The following is a 15,550-nucleotide window of genomic DNA, read 5'->3' on the forward strand; positions in this document are numbered from 1 at the left end:
GATCAATCATTATGTTTATCGGGAAGAACCGCGCCTGCAGGCGATTCCCCTTTTTGCAGAACACGAGTATAAATGTGCGACGATCGAACGGATACGCGTATTACACCAAAGTATAGGTAGGCCATGGCCGCTTTCAGGGGGAGCGGCGCGAAGGCGAACCCTGCGAACCCTGCGAATCCGGCACGGCATTCGCATGTAGCGAGAACAAGAACGACCGGTGCGACGCATCGAATTTCCAGACGGAAAAACAGTTTCATACTCTCGTATGATTGGCGCGTCCCGGGCGCCGGTCCTACGATGCGTTCATCCTGATTTCGCGCCTACGGGAGGCACAGTGAAGCTCTATGAACAACTCGCCGACACGATACGTCAACAGATAGAGGACGGCATCATGCTCGCCGGCGAGAAGATCCCCTCGGTGCGTCGCACCAGCCAGCAATACCAGCTGAGCATTTCGACGGTGATCCGCGCTTACCTGTTGCTGGAAAGCCGCGGCCTGATCGAGAGCCGTCCCCAGTCCGGTTACTTCGTGCGCACGCACCAGCAAGGTGCGCCCACGCATGCGGACATACCCGCCGCCGCCGGGCAGATGAGCCGCGACATGGCGCCGGCCGCGCTGGTGCTCTCCAACATGAGGTCGATCAATTCCGAGAACCGCATCCCGCTGGGCTCGCCCTATCCCGACCCGACGCTGTTCCCGTCGGCGCGCATCAGCCAGCTTGCGCACGGCCTGTACAAGCGCCGCGATCGCCAGGAACTGATGGGCTCGCTGCCGCCCGGCAACCCGGATCTGATCCGCCAGATTGCGCGCCGCCACCTGGAGACCGGGCTGCCGGTGAACCCTGCGGAGATCGTCGTCACCGAGGGCGCGACCGAGGCGATCAATCTGTGCCTGCAAGCCATCTCCCGCCCCGGCGACGGCATCGCGGTGGAGGCGCCCACCTACTACGCGCTGCTGCACGCCATCGAGCGCATCGGCATGCGTGCCGTGCCCGTGCCTGCCGACGGCGTCAACGGCATCGACCTGCCGTCCCTGCACGCGGTGATCGAGGCCGGCCAGGTGGCCGGCGCGGTGGTCATGCCGACCTTCCAGAACCCGATGGGATTCGAGATGCCCGAGCAGCGCAAGCGCGCGCTGGTCGACCTGATGGCGTCGCATCGCCTGCCGCTCATCGAGAACGATGTCTACGGCGAGCTGCATTACGCAGAACAGCGCCCGCGCACGCTGAAGGCCTTCGATCATCACGGCCTGGTGCTGTACTGCAGCTCCTTCTCCAAGAGCCTCTCGCCCGAGCACCGCATCGGCTGGACCCTGCCCGGCCGCTATCGCGAAGCGGTCGAGCGCCTCAAGTTCCTGAACACGGTATCGACGCCGTCGCACCCGCAACGGGCGATTGCCGAGTACCTGCAAAACGAGGGCTACGATTTCCACCTGCGCCGCCTGCGCAAGACCCTGGCGCAGCAGGAGCGCATCATGCGCGCCACTGTGCTGCGCTTTTTCCCGGCGGGCACGCAGTGCTCCGAGCCGGGCGGCGGCTATCTGCTGTGGGTGACGCTGCCGCGCAGCATCCTGGCGATGGACTTGCATGCACGCGCGCAGGCGGCAGGCATCAGTGTCGCCCCCGGCAACATGTTCAGCACCGACAACGCCTTCGCCCACTGCATCCGCCTCAACTACAGCTTCGCCTGGGATGCCGGGATCGAACAGGCCGTGCGCCTGCTGGGCGAGATCGCGCATGAACTGGCGGCGCGCGCCCCGGCGCAACCGGTTGCCGAGCCGCCGCGTCAGGCACCGCTGAACGGACTGACCAAAGCCAGCTGAGGCTGGCGCGACAAGCGTCCCGACTGGTCGCCGCGCAGCAGGAACTGCGCCGCGATGTCCTCCCGCGGCGCGGGCTTGCCGAACAGGTAGCCTTGGAAGGTCGTGCAGCCTATCTTGCGCAGCGCCGCCCACTGCTCGGCCGTCTCCACCCCTTCAGCCACCACGTTCAGGCCCATGCTGTGCGCCAGGCTGACGATGGTGCGCACGATGGAGGAGGCGTGCGGCGTCAGCAGCATGTCCTGCACGAAGGAACGATCGATCTTGAGCTGGTCCAGCGGCAGCTTCTTGAGGTAGCTCAGCGAGGAATAGCCGGTGCCGAAATCATCCAGCGAGAAGCTCACGCCGACCTCCTTCAACACGCCCATCTTGCAGATCAGGTCGTCGACGTCGGTGAGCAACATGCTCTCGGTCAACTCCAGCTTGAGACGGCGCGGATTGGCGCCGGTCCGGTTCAGGATCTCCAGCACACGCTGCGTGAAATCGGGCTGGCGGAACTGGCGCGCGCTGACGTTGACGGCGATGGTCAAGGGCTCGCTGCTGGCGTCGGCGGCCCACTCCACCAGTTGTTCACACGCCGTGGCCAGCGCCCATTCGCCGAATTCGACGATCAGGCCGGACTTCTCGGCCTGGGCGATGAAGGCGCCCGGGTAGACCAGGCCGCGCCGCGGATGGTGCCAGCGCATCAGCGCCTCCACCCCGCTCAGCTTGCCGTCGCTGCCGACGATGGGCTGGTAGTGGAGCAGCAGCTCATGCCGCACCAGCGCGTGGCGCAGATCGGTTTCCAGCATGGCGATCTGGTCCAGCACTTCCTGCATGTCGGGGCTGAAGAAGCGATAGGTATTGCGGCCGGCGGCCTTGGCTTCGTACATCGCCATGTCGGCCTGGCGCAGCAAGTCGTTGACGCTGTGGCGCCCGGCCCCGAACAGCACCACCCCCAGGCTGGGGGTGCTGCGCACTTCATAGCCCTCCATCGTGTAGCCGGCATTGAGCGATGCCAGTATCTTGCGGCACACGAACTGGGCATTGTTCTCGGCCTCCGCCGCATCGGCGCCCAGATCCTCCAGCAGCACCACGAACTCGTCCCCGCCCAGGCGCGCCACCGTATCGACCTCGCGCGTGACCTGCTTCAGGCGCAACGCCACCAGCTCCAGCAGCCGATCGCCGACGTCATGACCCATGGTGTCGTTGAGGGACTTGAAGTTGTCGAGGTCGACGAAGATCACCGCGCCGTGATAGCCGGCGCGACCGCAGCGCGCCACGGCGTGCTCCAGGCGGTCGAGCAGTAGGCGCCGGTTGGGCAAGTTGGTCAGGCCGTCGTAATAGGCCAGGCGGGCGATCTCTTCCTCGGCCTCCTTGCGCGCGCTGATGTCCATGCGCGTGCCTACCATGCGCAGCGGCCGGCCTTGCGCATCGCGCTGCACCACCTTGCCGCGGCACTGGATCCAGACCCAGTGGCCGTCCTTGTGGCGCATCTGGTACTCGGCCTCGAAGGACTGCGCGCTGTCCGCCAGGTGCAGTTTCAGTGCATGGTTCAGCGCCTCCATCTGCTCCGGGTTGACCATGGCGCGCCATTCGCCGGGCGCGTCGAACTGGCAATCGGCGGCGTAGCCCAGCATCGCATTGCCGCGGGCATCGACGCGACGGGCGTCGCTGGGAATGTGCCAGTCCCACAAACCGAGGTTGGCGCCGGACAGGGCCAGCTCCATGCGTTCGCTGAGCTCGGCATGATGCGCCTCGCGCTGGCGCGTGAGCTCGCCCAACGCGCGACGACGACGCTGCATCAGTACCAGCGCCAGCGCGCCCAGCAGGCCGAACACGCACCACATGACCAAGTAGGACAGCGCCAGCTCGTGCCAACCGGCATTGATGCGGGCCACGCTGCGCGAGAGACTGATGACGAAGGTCTTGTCCAGCCCCAGCTCGCCCTGGGTGACGGTGCGCTGCACCGCCATGCGGCGCTCGCCGTCGGGGGCGCTGGCGCGCAACACGCTGGAGACCGCGCCGCCGCGCAGGTGCAGGCGCAGGAAGTCGTCATCGTCGGCGCTGCTGCGCAGCTTGGCGGCGTTGGCCGGGACGAACAGCAGGCGCCGGCCGTCCTCGCCGGTGATGGCGCTGTTCATGTCGTCGGCGTAGAGCGCGGAGCGCATGACGGCATCGAAATAGTCCGGATTGAGGATGGCGCTGACGGCGCCTTCAATGCGGCCGTCGGCAGACATGATGGGCATCGACAGCTTGATGTTGAACACGCCCGGCGTGTTCTCGTACGGCTGGGAAACGTACATGAGCTTGCGCGAATACATGCGCGCGATCTGCGAGAGAAAGTCGCGGTCGTCCAGGTGCCGGTCCTCGATGTCGTCGGCCGAGCGGGTGATGCGGCCCTCCGCGTCCAGCAACACGATGGCGCGCACGCCGGGCATGGCGCTCTTGAGCGAGCGCAGCAGCAGGCGTTCGCACTCGGCGTTGCAGCGGCGGTCATCGGCGGCGGCGCTGCGCGCTGCTTCGAGCGCATTGCGCACGCCCAGGAACTGATGCGCCAGGTTTTCTTCGATGATGTGCGCCTGCAATTGCATGCGCGAGGTTTCCGACGCGTTGATCAGGCGCCGTTCCGACCAGACGAAATTGGCGATCAGCAATGCCGTGAACAACAGCACGGCGAAATAGGTGCTCCACTCGATGACGCTGCGACTGAAGCCGGGTTGTTCAAGTGATTCCCTGTGCATGATGGACTCCCGGTGTGCAGTTCACATGCCGCTGCGTGCGACCAGCCGCAAAGGCGGATGGGCGCCGGGCAGCGACGGCGTGCCGTGGATGTCTTGGCTGTCATGGACGCCGGGAACATCCCCGGCCGGCGCATCGGCCTCGCGCATGGCGTGCTGGCCCGGCAGTTGAAAGCGCGCGGCCGCGCGTTCCAGCTGCTGCGCCTGGCGGCTCAGGGCCGCGGCGGCAGCGGCGGTCTCTTCAACCAGCGCGGCGTTCTGCTGGGTCACGTGATCCATCTGCGTGACGGCGCTGTTGATCTGGTCGATGCCGCCGCTCTGCTCATTGCTGGCCATGGCGATCTCGGACATGGTGTCGGCCACGCCGCGCACCTGGCTCACCACCTGGGCGATGGTGTGGCCGGCATCCTGTACCTGGCGTCCACCCTCCTCGACCTGGCGGATCGAGTCGTCGACCAGGCGCTTGATCTCGTGCGCCGAAGTCGCGGCACGCTGCGCCAGTACGCGCACTTCGCCCGCCACTACCGCGAAGCCGCGGCCGGAATCCCCGGCGCGGGCGGCTTCCACCGCGGCGTTGAGGGCCAGGATGTTGGTCTGGAAGGCGATGGTGTCGATGATGGCAGTGATGCCGACCACCTCGCGCGCGGTGCGGTCGATGGCGGACATGGTGCCGATCACGCGCTCCACCGCGGCCCCGCCCTCGCGGGCGGCGTCGGCGGCCGCGCCCACCAGGCGGCTGGCCTCGCGCGCGCGGTCGGCGTTCTGGTGCACCGCCACCGTCAGTTGCTCCAGCGAGGATGCGGTTTCTTCCAGCGACGAGGCCTGCGACTCGGTGCGCGCCGACAAATCCATGCTGCCCTGGGCGATCTCGCGCGAAGCCTGCAGCATCGAGGCCGAGCCGTCGGCCACGTCACTGATGATGCCGACCAGCGCGCCGTTCATTTGCTCCAGCGCCTGCAACAGGCGCGCGGTTTCATCGCTGCCGGTTGCGCCCACGCGCTGGCGCAGGTCGCCCTGCGCCACGGTCTGGGCAAAGCCCACCGCACGCGCCAGCGGGCGCGTAATGCTGCGGCTGATCCACCATGCCAGCAGTGCCGCCGCCAGCAACGTGGCCGCGCCCAACGCGATCATCAGCTCACGCGCCGAGCTTACGATGCGGCGCGATTCGCCGCGGCTGTCGCGCACGATCTGGTCCTGGTACTGCACCAGCGCCTGGATCCTGGACTGCAACTTCTCGATAGCGGGAATCACTTGGGTGCGCACCAGCGCGGCGGCCTGCTTGTCTTCATCGCGCCCGAGCAGCGTGCGTACGCGGGCAAACGCTTCGCCGAATACCCGGCGCGACTCGCGCACCTCGCCCACCAGCCGCTTGCCTTCGCTGCTGCTGACCAGCCGATCCAGGAGGTCGAGCGCGTCCCTGATGGTGGCGATGTTCTGGTCCACCCGCGCCAGCGTCCGGGCTTCCTCGGCCTTGTCGTCGATGATGAACAGCGACAGCAGGCGGGCGGCGTTGGAGCGGGTCAGCGCGTCGATGTTGCGGGCCGCCTCCAGCTTGGTCCAGTCCTGGTCCATCACGCGCTCCTCAATGTCCGAGATGCGCATCACCTGGCTGATGGCCACCGCGATCAATACCGCCATCGCCGCCAGCACGATGGCGAACGCGCCGCCCAGGCGCGCCCCGATGGATAGATTTGCAGCACCGCCCATGTCGATCCCCTCTTTTCAAGAAAAAAGCTTCCCTGCCGCGTCCACGGGATGTGGCGCGGGTCACGGTACGGCTGCGTGGAAGCCTCTGATAGCGACATCCCGTTTCGCCGTGGAAAGTGAGCTGCCCGTGCGGGCGGCTCGGCTTTGACGGTGGTGCGGGATCCTGGAACGAAGTCTAGGTTTTTGCCAGTGCGGTCGGGGCGCACACAGTACACAGCATGCGAGGAGCACAGTTTTGCGTGCGATCCGGAGGATGCGGTACAGATCAGACCAAGGTATGGGGAACACAGACGATGGTGGGATGGCGCGATGCGCCAGGGCTTTCTATGCTTGCGTTCAACCAAGTCCTAGCGGGGATGTCATCGTGCATATCGAAGTCATGGGCCAGTACGAGATCGTGCTGGAAGCCTTTCGCAACCTGAGCAATACGTCGTGGATGCCGTTCGTCACCATCTACCGCGGGCGCTCGGCGTCATACCAGAGCATCTGCGTGATGCAGCGCCAGCGCGTCGACGGCGGCGTGCCCGCGATGAGCCGCGAGCAGGCGATCGAGGCGGCGCGCAACTACGCTGCGCAGCGCATCGCGCGCGGCAACCTGTGACGGCGGCGACACGTCCTCATACCTTGGTATAGATGCGCCGAGGCCCACAAAGCAGCACACTCATACACAGCACCGCCATGCCACACCAACCTTCTGGAGAGCAACATGGATACCTGGCTGATCACCAACGCCCACAGCAGCTTCGGGCTGGAACTCACCGCTGAATTGCTGGAGCGCGGGCATGCGGTCGCCGCCGCCGTGCGCAGCGAGGAAGAACGCCGCAGCTACGAGGCCCGCTTCGCCGCGCGGCCGCTGTGCTATGTGCTGGACGTGACCGACAGCGACGCGGTGCGCGCCACGGTGGACGAGATCGAGGCGCTCACCGGCGGCATCGCGGTGGTGGTCAACAACGACGGCGCCGGTTATCGCGGCATGATCGAGGAAGTCACCCTGCATGAGATGCGCGCCCACTTCGAGGCCAACGTATTCGGCGCCATCGCGGTGATCCAGGCGGTGCTGCCCTACATGCGCGGGCGGCGCGCCGGGCGCATCTTCAACATCCTGCCTGCGGCCTGCCAGGAAGAGGCGCTGGGCGCGGGCGTCTACCACGGCAGCAGGTCGGCGCTGGAGGGCATGACCGAAGCGCTGGCGCGCGAGGTCGCGGCCTTCGGCATTCACGCCACGGCGGTGACGCCGGGTTGCTTCGCCGACGGCGAGGGCCGCCTGCAGGCCGACGGCGGCGGTCGCGCGCGACGCCGCATCGCCGACTACCACACACCCGGCGCGCGCCGCGCCGGCGGCCCGGCCAACCTGGGCGATCCGGAACGGGCAGCCCATGCGCTGCTGCTGGTGGCGGCCACGCGCCGTCCGCCTCGCCGCCTGCTGCTGGGCAGTGCGGCGCTGGACAACGTGCGCCGCAAGCTGGGCGACATGCAGGAAGAACTGAATGATTGGGAACTGGTGTCGATGAACACCGACCTCATGGCGCGCCGCGCATGAGCTGCCTCATGCGGACCGGCCCAGCCGTTCGAAGCGATGGTCGGGCAGGAACCACAGCGCCGCCAGCAGCACGTAGATGGCGTTGGCGCCCAGCGGGCTCCACCACGACAGTGGGATCGCCAGCGCGTAGAGCAGGATGGAAATGGCGTTCTTGCGGCCGTGACCGATGACCGCCGCCAGCGAGGGATGCGCCTCTTCGCTGTGACGCAGCGCGCGCTTGAGCAGCAGGAAGGACAGCGAACACATCAGCAGCACCAGGCCGTAACAGGCCACCGGCACCGCGTCGCGATGGTGGCTGGCGATCCAGCCGGTGACGAAGGGAATCAGCGACAGCCAGAACAGCAGGTGCAGGTTGGTCCACAGCACGCGGCGATCCACCTGGGTGGCCGCCTGCAGCAGGTGGTGATGGTTGACCCAGTAGATGCCGACGTAGACAAAGCTGAGCACGTAGTTCAGCAGCTGCGGCATCAGCGCCAGCAGGTCGTCCAGCGTGGCGCCGCCCGGCGTCTGCAGGCCCAGCACCATGATGGTGATGGCGACCGCGATCACGCCGTCGCTGAAGGCCTCCAGGCGGGACTTGTTCATGCCGCCGGCGCTGGCAGCGGCTGGCGCAGTTCGATCCACACCATCACCGCCAGCATCGCCACCGGCACCAGCAGGCCGGCGAAGCCGAACGCGTGGTAAGCGAAGGCGGCGGCAATCGCGCCGATACCGAAGGACAGCACCGGCCACAGGAACTTGAAGCAGCGCTCGGCGGTGGCGCCGTCGGCGCCGCCGCGCAGCACGTCCACCGTATCGATCACCACCTGGGTCACATTGCCGGTCATCAGCGAGGTGGGCGCCAGGTGCGACAGCAGCAGTCGGCTGATGGCGCTGTGAATGCCCATGGCGACGGTGCCCAACAGGCCCGAGGCCATCACCCAGCCCGACGTGGGCGACTGCACCGGCGCGGCGGCGATGCCGCAGGCCATGAAACCGGTCAGGAACAGCAGCTGCAGCAGGAACGACCATCCCAGCGCGCGGCCGTTGCGGCGCTGGATCGCCGCGATGAACAGGCGCGCGCCGGCCACGCCGACGACGAAGGCGGGGAACGCCAGGAACTTCAGCAGGATGGACATCTGCGAACTATCGGCCAACGCCGCGCCGATCAGGATGAAGTTGCCGGTGACGTGGGCGGTGAAGAGGCCGAACAGGGCGATGAAGCCGAGGGTGTCGACATAGCCGGCGAGGAAGGCCAGGCTGGAGGATTGGAGGCGGTTGCGTTGAGCTGCGTTCATGGGACTCACTATCTGGGATGCATGCGATTGGCGCCCACCTTAGCATCGCGGCCGCGGCATGCCCATTACCCATGTGGATAAGTCAAACCCGCGGACCCCGCGTTATCAGTCCGACAAGTACCCGGACCAACACCTGGACATGCGCGCCGGCCATGCGTGCCAGGCGAGCGCGTTTTGTACAAAAAACAGCACATTCATACAATCCAAAACCGGTGCGAATGCACATCATGTTGCCGACCGCAGCGCACAGCCTGCCTGGCCCGGCGTCGCCGGGCGGCGACACCGCCATGCCGCAACGGTCGCGCCCGCAAGGGCCATGATTCCTGCAACCGAGCATGATGGATACCAGCATGGACAGAACAGTATTTGTCGTCGACGACGACGGCATGGTCAGGGAAGCGCTGCTGCGCCTGCTGGCGTCGGCCGGCTACCAAGCGCTGGGCTTCGCCTCGCCCGGGCAATTCTTGCAACAGCGGCTGCCCGGCACGCCCTGCTGCCTGATCCTGGACATGAAGATGCCGGACTCGGACGGCTTTGACGTGGTGCGCCGGCTGGAACAGCGCGGCGACGCCATCCCGGTGATCTTCATCTCCGGCTATGGCACCATACCCGACACGGTGCAGGCGATGAAGGCCGGCGCGCACGAGTTCCTGACCAAACCCATCCACGGCGACCGCCTGCTCGAAGCGGTGGAAGAGGCGCTCACCATCGCCGGCAGCCATCTTGCCGCGCGCACCGAACGGGCGGCCTCGACACTGCGCCTGGAAACGCTGACGCCGCGCGAGCGCGAGGTGCTGGAGCTGGCCATCGGCGGCCTGCTCAACAAGCAGATCGCCACCGAGCTGGGCATCAGCGAGATCACGGTGAAGGTGCACAAACGCCGCGTGATGGACAAGATGCAAACCAAGACCCTGGCCGACCTGGTGCGCGCCGCCGAGCGGCTGCAGATCAGCAGCGCCAGGACACGCTGAAGCAAGAAACGGAACAAGGAATTCTCATGAGCGATGCCAACCGCGCCGACCTGCGCCAACTGTCGTCCGACCTGCGCAAGCTGCACAAACTGCTGATCGACTGCCAGTCGCGTGTCTTCGGCGCGGTCGGCACGCCCTTCGATCACCTGCAGCTGGTGACGACCCACCCGGACTTCGCCTGGCTGCGCATCCTGTCGGAATTCATGGTGGAGATCGACGAGCGGCTCGACGACGAAGCGGTGCCTTCGGACCAGGAGCTGACGACATTCAAGTCCGCGCTGGAAAAGCTGATCGGCCCGGCGCCGGCCAGCCAGCCGGAATTCCGCGAGAAATACCTGAGCGCGCTGCACGACTCGCCCGAGCTGACCATCCAGCACGGCGCGGTGCGCCTCGCGTTGGGCAAGCTGGAACGCCCCGCGGCGTAAAGCGTAACTCTCCTCAATTCACTGCGCGCGCAGCCACGCGGCCGGCGTCACGCCCAGCACGCGCTTGAAGACGCGGCTGAAATGGCTCTGGTCGGCAAAGCCGCATTCCAGCGCCACCTGGGTCATGCTCTTGTCCTGCGCCGCCAGCAGGCGACGCGCGCGCCTAATTCGCTGTACCTGCAGCCAGGCGTGCACCGGCATGCCGAAGGTGTTCTTGAACGCGCGCGCGAAATGGGCGCGCGACAAGCCGCACTGGGCGGCGACTTCGGCCAGCGACAGGCGACGCGCCAGATTGGCCAGCATGTAGTCGCGCACGCGCGTCTCCTGCCACCCGGCCAGGCGACCGACGGCCGGCTTGCAGTCCTGCCCGGCGTAGCGTGCGCTCAGGTGGGTGTGCAGCGCGAGCGTCACGGCGTCGATAAACAGGGGATCGGCGCTACCCTCATCCAGCACCGGCAACAAGGCCTGCGCCAGGTGGAACACCACCGGATCGCGCACGGCCTGTACCGGCTTCAAGGCCGCCACGCGCGTGCCGTTTTCCCGACTCAACTCTTCCAGCGCAGCGCGCGGCAAATGAAAGCGCAGGTTGTCGAAGGCCGACAGGTGTTGGCAACGCCACTCGTCGCGCATGTCGGTGATGGCCATCTCGCCGCGGCGATGCGCGCCGGCGTGCAGCAGGCGTTTGCCGCGCCACAGTTTGTGATGGCGAAAGTCCTCCAGCTGCACGATCAGCGAGAACGCGTCGTCGCTGGGCAACGCGATCACCGGCGGCGCCGGTAAGGCTTGCGCCATGCTGCTGCGCGCCACCGCGATGCCGGCCTGCGACAGCGTGCGCCGGCGCGGGGCGGATACGGGATCGGGAACGAGGGCGGGCGGGGAAGAAGCGGCGTTAGGCATCATCGGACTCCGGTGACGAAAGTTGCCAGGCAAGCAAAAAAGGGATGGATGCGGCCCACGCCGTACCCATCCCCTGCCGGCAATATACGAGACTTCCGTCTCTGCCGCAAACGCCTTCCTGTTGTCTTGCACACCCCTGCTATGCGCAACCAACGCCGCCGGATCCCGGCCTGCGCCGGGATGACTCAGTTGAGCAATCCGGCCGCACCTGGGCGCATATCGCTCTGCTGTTCATCCCGACGAACCTCGGAATCCGGCGTGGTTGCCGCTCAGCCCACCCCGCGTCCGGATTCGAACAGGAACCAGGCGCGCTGCTCGGCTTCGTCGATCCAGTTTTCCAGCAGGCTGGCGGTGGCGACGTCGCCGTGCTCGTCGCACAGTTCGTGCGTGGCCAGCATGAAGCCGACCAGGCGCAGGTTGTCCTCGCGCAGCTCGGCCAGCATGTCGGCCGGCGTGACGAAGTCGCTGTCGTTGTCGGACAGGCGCTGCAGCTCGCCGATGTGGCCGGTGGAGCGCAGCGTGGTGCCGCCGATCTTGCGCACCCGCTCGGCCACCGCATCGGTGATGGCGATGATCTGCTGGGCCTGGTCGTCCAGCAGCAGGTGGTAGTCGCGGAAGTGCGGGCCCGACATGTGCCAGTGGAAGTTCTTGGTCTTCAGGTACAGCGCGAAGACGTCGGCCAGCAGCATGTTGAGGCCGCCGCTGATTTCCTTGCTGGCTTGCTCGCTGAGCAGGCTGGGGGTGGCCAGCGCCGCCATGCGGCGCTGCTCCACTTGCTGGCGTTGAGTGGCATCCATGGTGGCTCCGCTCATGCCTTGAGGAAGGCCAGCAGGTCTTCGTTGAGCTGGTCCTTGTGGGTGAAGCACAGCGCGTGCGGCGCACCGCCGTAGACCTTCAGCTGCGCGCCCGGCACCATGGCCGCGGCCAGCTTGCCGGTGACTTCCAGCGGCACCACCTGGTCGTCGTCGCCGTGAATCACCAGGGTCGGGATGTCGAACTTCTTCATGTCTTCGCGGAAGTCGGTTTCCGAGAAGGCGGTCACGCAGTCCAGCGTGCCCTTGAGCGAGGCCAGCATGGCGATGTTGAAGGTCTGCGCCAGGATGCCCGGCGACACCTTGTGGTGGGGACGGTTGGTGCCGAAGAAGACGGTGGCGAAGTCGGACAGGAATTGCGCGCGGTCGGCGCGCAGGCCTGCCTTGATGCCGTCGAACACGTCCTTGGGCACGCCCTGCTCATGGCCCTCGGCCTTGCCGAAGATCGGGGTGACCGCGCCCAGCAGCGCCGCCTTGGCAACGCGCTTGGTGCCGTGACGGCCGATGTAGCGCGCGACATCGCCGCCGCCCATGGAGAAGCCGACCAGCACGGCGTCTTGCAGGTCCAGCTTTTCGATCAGCTCATGCAGGTCGTCGGCGAAGGTGTCGTAGTCGTAACCGTTCCAGGGCTGGCCCGAGCGGCCGAAACCGCGGCGGTCATAGGCGATGACGCGATAGCCGCGCTCGGCCAGGAAGTTCATCTGGTATTCCCACATGTCGCCGTCCAGCGGCCAGCCGTGGCCGAACACGACCGGTTGGCCGCTGCCCCAGTCCTTGTAATAGATTTCGGTACCGTCGCGGGTGGTGATGGTGCTCATGCTTGCGCTCCTTGTAAGTGGCGGTTGGGTGATGCGGGGACTCGCCGGCCGTCGTGCGGCAGGCGAAGGGGAGAAAGCGGCGCACGCAGACATGCACGCACCCGGCGTGCAGCCGGATGCGTGCAAAGCTTCATGCGGAAAAGATCAGGCCTGGTTGCGGGCCGCGGCGCCCAGGCGCCAGTTGCCCGGGCCGCACAGTGCGATCGAGGTGAAGATCACCAGCAGCAGCCAGCCGAACTGGCCCTCGGCGATGCTCCAGTCGGGGTGCACCGCCAGCATCGCCACCAGCAGCACGCCGATGATGGGCAGGCAGGCCAGGCGGGTGAAGACGCCGGCCGCGATCAGCAGCGGGCACAGCGCCTCGGCAAAGATCGCCGCCCACAGCGACAGCGCCGGGCCGAGGCCGAACGGGTCCTCGATTGCGGTCAGCTCATGCGCGTAGTGCAGCAGCTTGGGCAGGCCGTGCACGTAGAACAGCATGAAGCTGCCGGCGATGCGCAGGAACAGCAGGCCGAAATCCAATGGCGGCGTCGGCAGCCGCGAGAGTTTGCGCGCGTCCATGATCAGAACGCGAAGCAGCTGCAGCCCAGCGCGCCCCAGAAGCCGGCGAAGTTGGACACCGGCACGTCGGACTTGCGCGCGACATCGTGCGAATGGCCGTGCACGCCGCAGGAACCGACGCAGGCGTGCGGCAGCGCGGCCTTCTTCTGTTGCGACTGCTTGGCAACCGCGCGATAGTGGCCCGGCACCTTGGCCACCGGCGACCAGTCGGGTAGCACCGGAATCTCGCCGGGGCCGTGCGAGGAGAAGGCGCCGGTGGCGTAGACCACGCGGCCGTCGACCACCGTCATCACCGATTCGATGGCCTTGATGTCGTCCTCGTGCACGCTGAAGAAGTCGGCCGACAGCACGGCCAGGTCGGCCAGCTGGCCGGCCTGGATGCGACCCTTCTTGTCTTGCTCGCTGGAGAACCAGGCGCTGCCTGCGGTCCACAGTTCCAGCGCGGTCTCACGCGGCAGGCGGCCGGCGGCGCCGTACAGCTTGGCGCCGCCCACGGTGCGTCCCGACACCAGCCAGTACAGCGCAGTCCAGGGGTTGTAGCTGGCCACGCGGGTGGCGTCGGTGCCGGCGCCGACGGGCACGCCCATCTCCAGCATCTTGGCCACCGGCGGGGTGTGCTCGGCGGCTTCCACGCCGTAGCGGTCGATGAAGTATTCACCCTGGAAGGCCATGCGGTGCTGGATGGCGATGCCCCCGCCCAGCGCGCGCACGCGCTCGATGTTGCGTTCGGTGATGGTCTCGGCGTGGTCGAACATCCAGTGCAGGCCGTCGAAGGGGATGTCGCGGTTGACCTTCTCGAACACGTCCAGCATGCGCGAGATCGACTCGTCGTAGGTGGCATGCAGGCGGAACGGCCAGCGGTTCGACACCAGGTGGCGCACCACGCGCTCCAGTTCATCTTCCATGCCGGCGGCGAGGTCGGGGCGCGGCTCCAGGAAGTCCTCGAAGTCGGCGGCCGAGAACACCAGCATCTCGCCGGCGCCGTTGTGGCGGAAGAAGTCGTTGCCGTCGCCCGGCTTGACCATGTCGGTCCACTTCTGGAAGTCGGCCAGCTCGCCGCCCTTGTTCTGCGTAAACAGGTTGTAGGCGATGCGGATGGTCAGCTGGTTCTCTTCGGCCAGCTTGTTGATGATCTGATAATCCTCGGGGTAGTTCTGGAAGCCGCCGCCGGCGTCGATCGCGCTGGTCACGCCCAGGCGGTTGAGCTCGCGCATGAACTGGCGGGTGGAGTTGACCTGGTACGCCAGCGGCAGGGTCGGGCCCTTGGCCAGCGTGGCGTACAGGATCATGGCGTTGGGACGCGCAATCAGCATGCCGGTCGGGTTGCCGGACGCGTCGCGCACGATCTCGCCGCCGGGCGGGTTGGGCGTGTCCTTGGTGTAGCCGACGGCGGCCAGCGCGGCGCGGTTCAGCAATGCGCGGTCATACAGGTGCAGCACGAACACCGGGGTGTCGGGCGCGGCGGCGTTGAGTTCCTCCAGCGTGGGCAGGCGCTTTTCGGCAAACTGGAATTCGGTCCAGCCGCCGACCACGCGCACCCATTGCGGATGCGGGGTGCGCGCAGCCTGGTCCTTGAGCATGCGCAGCGCGTCGGCCAGCGAGGGCACGCCCTCCCAACGCAGCTCGAGGTTGTAGTTCAGGCCGCCGCGGATCAGGTGCAGGTGCGAGTCGTTCAGCCCGGGGATGACGGTGCGCCCGCCCAGGTCGATCACTTTGGTATCGGCTTGCTTGAGGCGCATCACCGAGGCGGCGTCGCCCACCTCGATGAACTTGCCGCCGCCGATGGCAACTGCGTCGGCGATGGGGTTTTGCTTGTCCACGGTGTGAATCTTGCCGTTGATCAGGATCAGGTCAGGCGTCGTGCTTGCTGCAGTCGTCATGTTGGCTCCGTGCTAATGGGTGATGGCGGGTGTCCGCACATCGACGCCGGCGCATGGAACATGGCAGGCGATCCCGCACGGATCTGAAGTTAATGGGAGTGTGCAAAAACGCCGCGCGGGCGT

14 protein-coding genes are annotated in these 15,550 nt (G+C 66.8%); 5 read left to right on the forward strand and 9 right to left on the reverse strand.

Annotated elements, in window-relative coordinates; genetic code table 11:
* Positions 1-334 precede the first annotated feature (334 nt).
* Positions 335-1,822 (forward strand): PLP-dependent aminotransferase family protein, encoded by a 1,488-nt coding sequence (locus J8I26_RS08035; RefSeq protein WP_209605931.1) that lies wholly within the window; start codon positions 335-337, stop codon positions 1,820-1,822.
* Here J8I26_RS08035 and J8I26_RS08040 read toward each other — a convergent pair.
* Complete coding sequence (locus J8I26_RS08040) at positions 1,786-4,542, reverse strand: EAL domain-containing protein (RefSeq protein WP_209605933.1); 2,757 nt, start codon at positions 4,540-4,542, stop codon at positions 1,786-1,788. The genes J8I26_RS08035 and J8I26_RS08040 overlap by 37 nt on opposite strands.
* A gap of 21 nt (positions 4,543-4,563) precedes the next feature.
* The gene (locus tag J8I26_RS08045; RefSeq protein ID WP_209605935.1) at positions 4,564-6,246 is read right to left on the reverse strand and encodes a methyl-accepting chemotaxis protein; all 1,683 of its coding nucleotides are present in this window, start codon (positions 6,244-6,246) and stop codon (positions 4,564-4,566) included.
* A gap of 364 nt (positions 6,247-6,610) precedes the next feature.
* On the opposite strand from J8I26_RS08045, the gene J8I26_RS08050 reads away from it, so the two are divergent.
* Positions 6,611-6,847 (forward strand): hypothetical protein, encoded by a 237-nt coding sequence (locus J8I26_RS08050; RefSeq protein WP_209605937.1) that lies wholly within the window; start codon positions 6,611-6,613, stop codon positions 6,845-6,847.
* A gap of 105 nt (positions 6,848-6,952) precedes the next feature.
* A complete protein-coding gene (locus tag J8I26_RS08055) occupies positions 6,953-7,786 on the forward strand; it encodes an SDR family NAD(P)-dependent oxidoreductase (RefSeq protein WP_209605939.1) in 834 nt (277 codons plus the stop codon).
* A gap of 6 nt (positions 7,787-7,792) precedes the next feature.
* On the opposite strand, the gene J8I26_RS08060 is transcribed toward J8I26_RS08055, so the two are convergent.
* Both J8I26_RS08060 and J8I26_RS08065 read right to left on the reverse strand, forming a co-directional pair.
* A complete protein-coding gene (locus J8I26_RS08060; RefSeq protein WP_209605941.1) occupies positions 7,793-8,371 on the reverse strand; it encodes a TMEM175 family protein in 579 nt (192 codons plus the stop codon).
* On the reverse strand, positions 8,368-9,063 hold the full coding sequence (locus J8I26_RS08065; protein ID WP_209605943.1) for a YoaK family protein: 696 nt from the start codon (positions 9,061-9,063) through the stop codon (positions 8,368-8,370). The genes J8I26_RS08060 and J8I26_RS08065 overlap by 4 nt, the downstream gene beginning before the upstream one ends.
* A gap of 350 nt (positions 9,064-9,413) precedes the next feature.
* Between J8I26_RS08065 and J8I26_RS08070 the strand changes: the two genes are divergently transcribed.
* Positions 9,414-10,034, forward strand: coding sequence for a response regulator (locus J8I26_RS08070; RefSeq protein ID WP_209605945.1), 621 nt, complete (start codon positions 9,414-9,416; stop codon positions 10,032-10,034).
* 26 nt (positions 10,035-10,060) lie between these two features.
* Complete coding sequence (locus tag J8I26_RS08075) at positions 10,061-10,459, forward strand: hypothetical protein (protein ID WP_209605946.1); 399 nt, start codon at positions 10,061-10,063, stop codon at positions 10,457-10,459.
* A gap of 18 nt (positions 10,460-10,477) precedes the next feature.
* On the opposite strand, the gene J8I26_RS08080 is transcribed toward J8I26_RS08075, so the two are convergent.
* From J8I26_RS08080 to J8I26_RS08100, 5 genes are all read right to left on the reverse strand, one after another.
* The gene (locus J8I26_RS08080) at positions 10,478-11,359 is read right to left on the reverse strand and encodes an AraC family transcriptional regulator (protein WP_245200220.1); all 882 of its coding nucleotides are present in this window, start codon (positions 11,357-11,359) and stop codon (positions 10,478-10,480) included.
* A 266-nt stretch (positions 11,360-11,625) separates the two neighbouring features.
* Positions 11,626-12,153, reverse strand: coding sequence for a DNA starvation/stationary phase protection protein (locus J8I26_RS08085; RefSeq protein ID WP_245200221.1), 528 nt, complete (start codon positions 12,151-12,153; stop codon positions 11,626-11,628).
* Positions 12,154-12,164: 11 nt separating this feature from the next.
* The gene (locus J8I26_RS08090) at positions 12,165-12,986 is read right to left on the reverse strand and encodes an alpha/beta hydrolase (RefSeq protein ID WP_209605950.1); all 822 of its coding nucleotides are present in this window, start codon (positions 12,984-12,986) and stop codon (positions 12,165-12,167) included.
* 144 nt (positions 12,987-13,130) lie between these two features.
* Entirely contained in the window at positions 13,131-13,547 is a 417-nt protein-coding gene (locus J8I26_RS08095; protein WP_209605952.1) for a DoxX family protein, read from the reverse strand.
* A 2-nt stretch (positions 13,548-13,549) separates the two neighbouring features.
* Complete coding sequence (locus J8I26_RS08100) at positions 13,550-15,427, reverse strand: amidohydrolase (protein ID WP_209605955.1); 1,878 nt, start codon at positions 15,425-15,427, stop codon at positions 13,550-13,552.
* Between the last annotated feature and the right edge of the window lie 123 nt (positions 15,428-15,550).

This window comes from Herbaspirillum sp. LeCh32-8, assembly GCF_017814915.1.
Classification (GTDB): domain Bacteria; phylum Pseudomonadota; class Gammaproteobacteria; order Burkholderiales; family Burkholderiaceae_D; genus Herbaspirillum.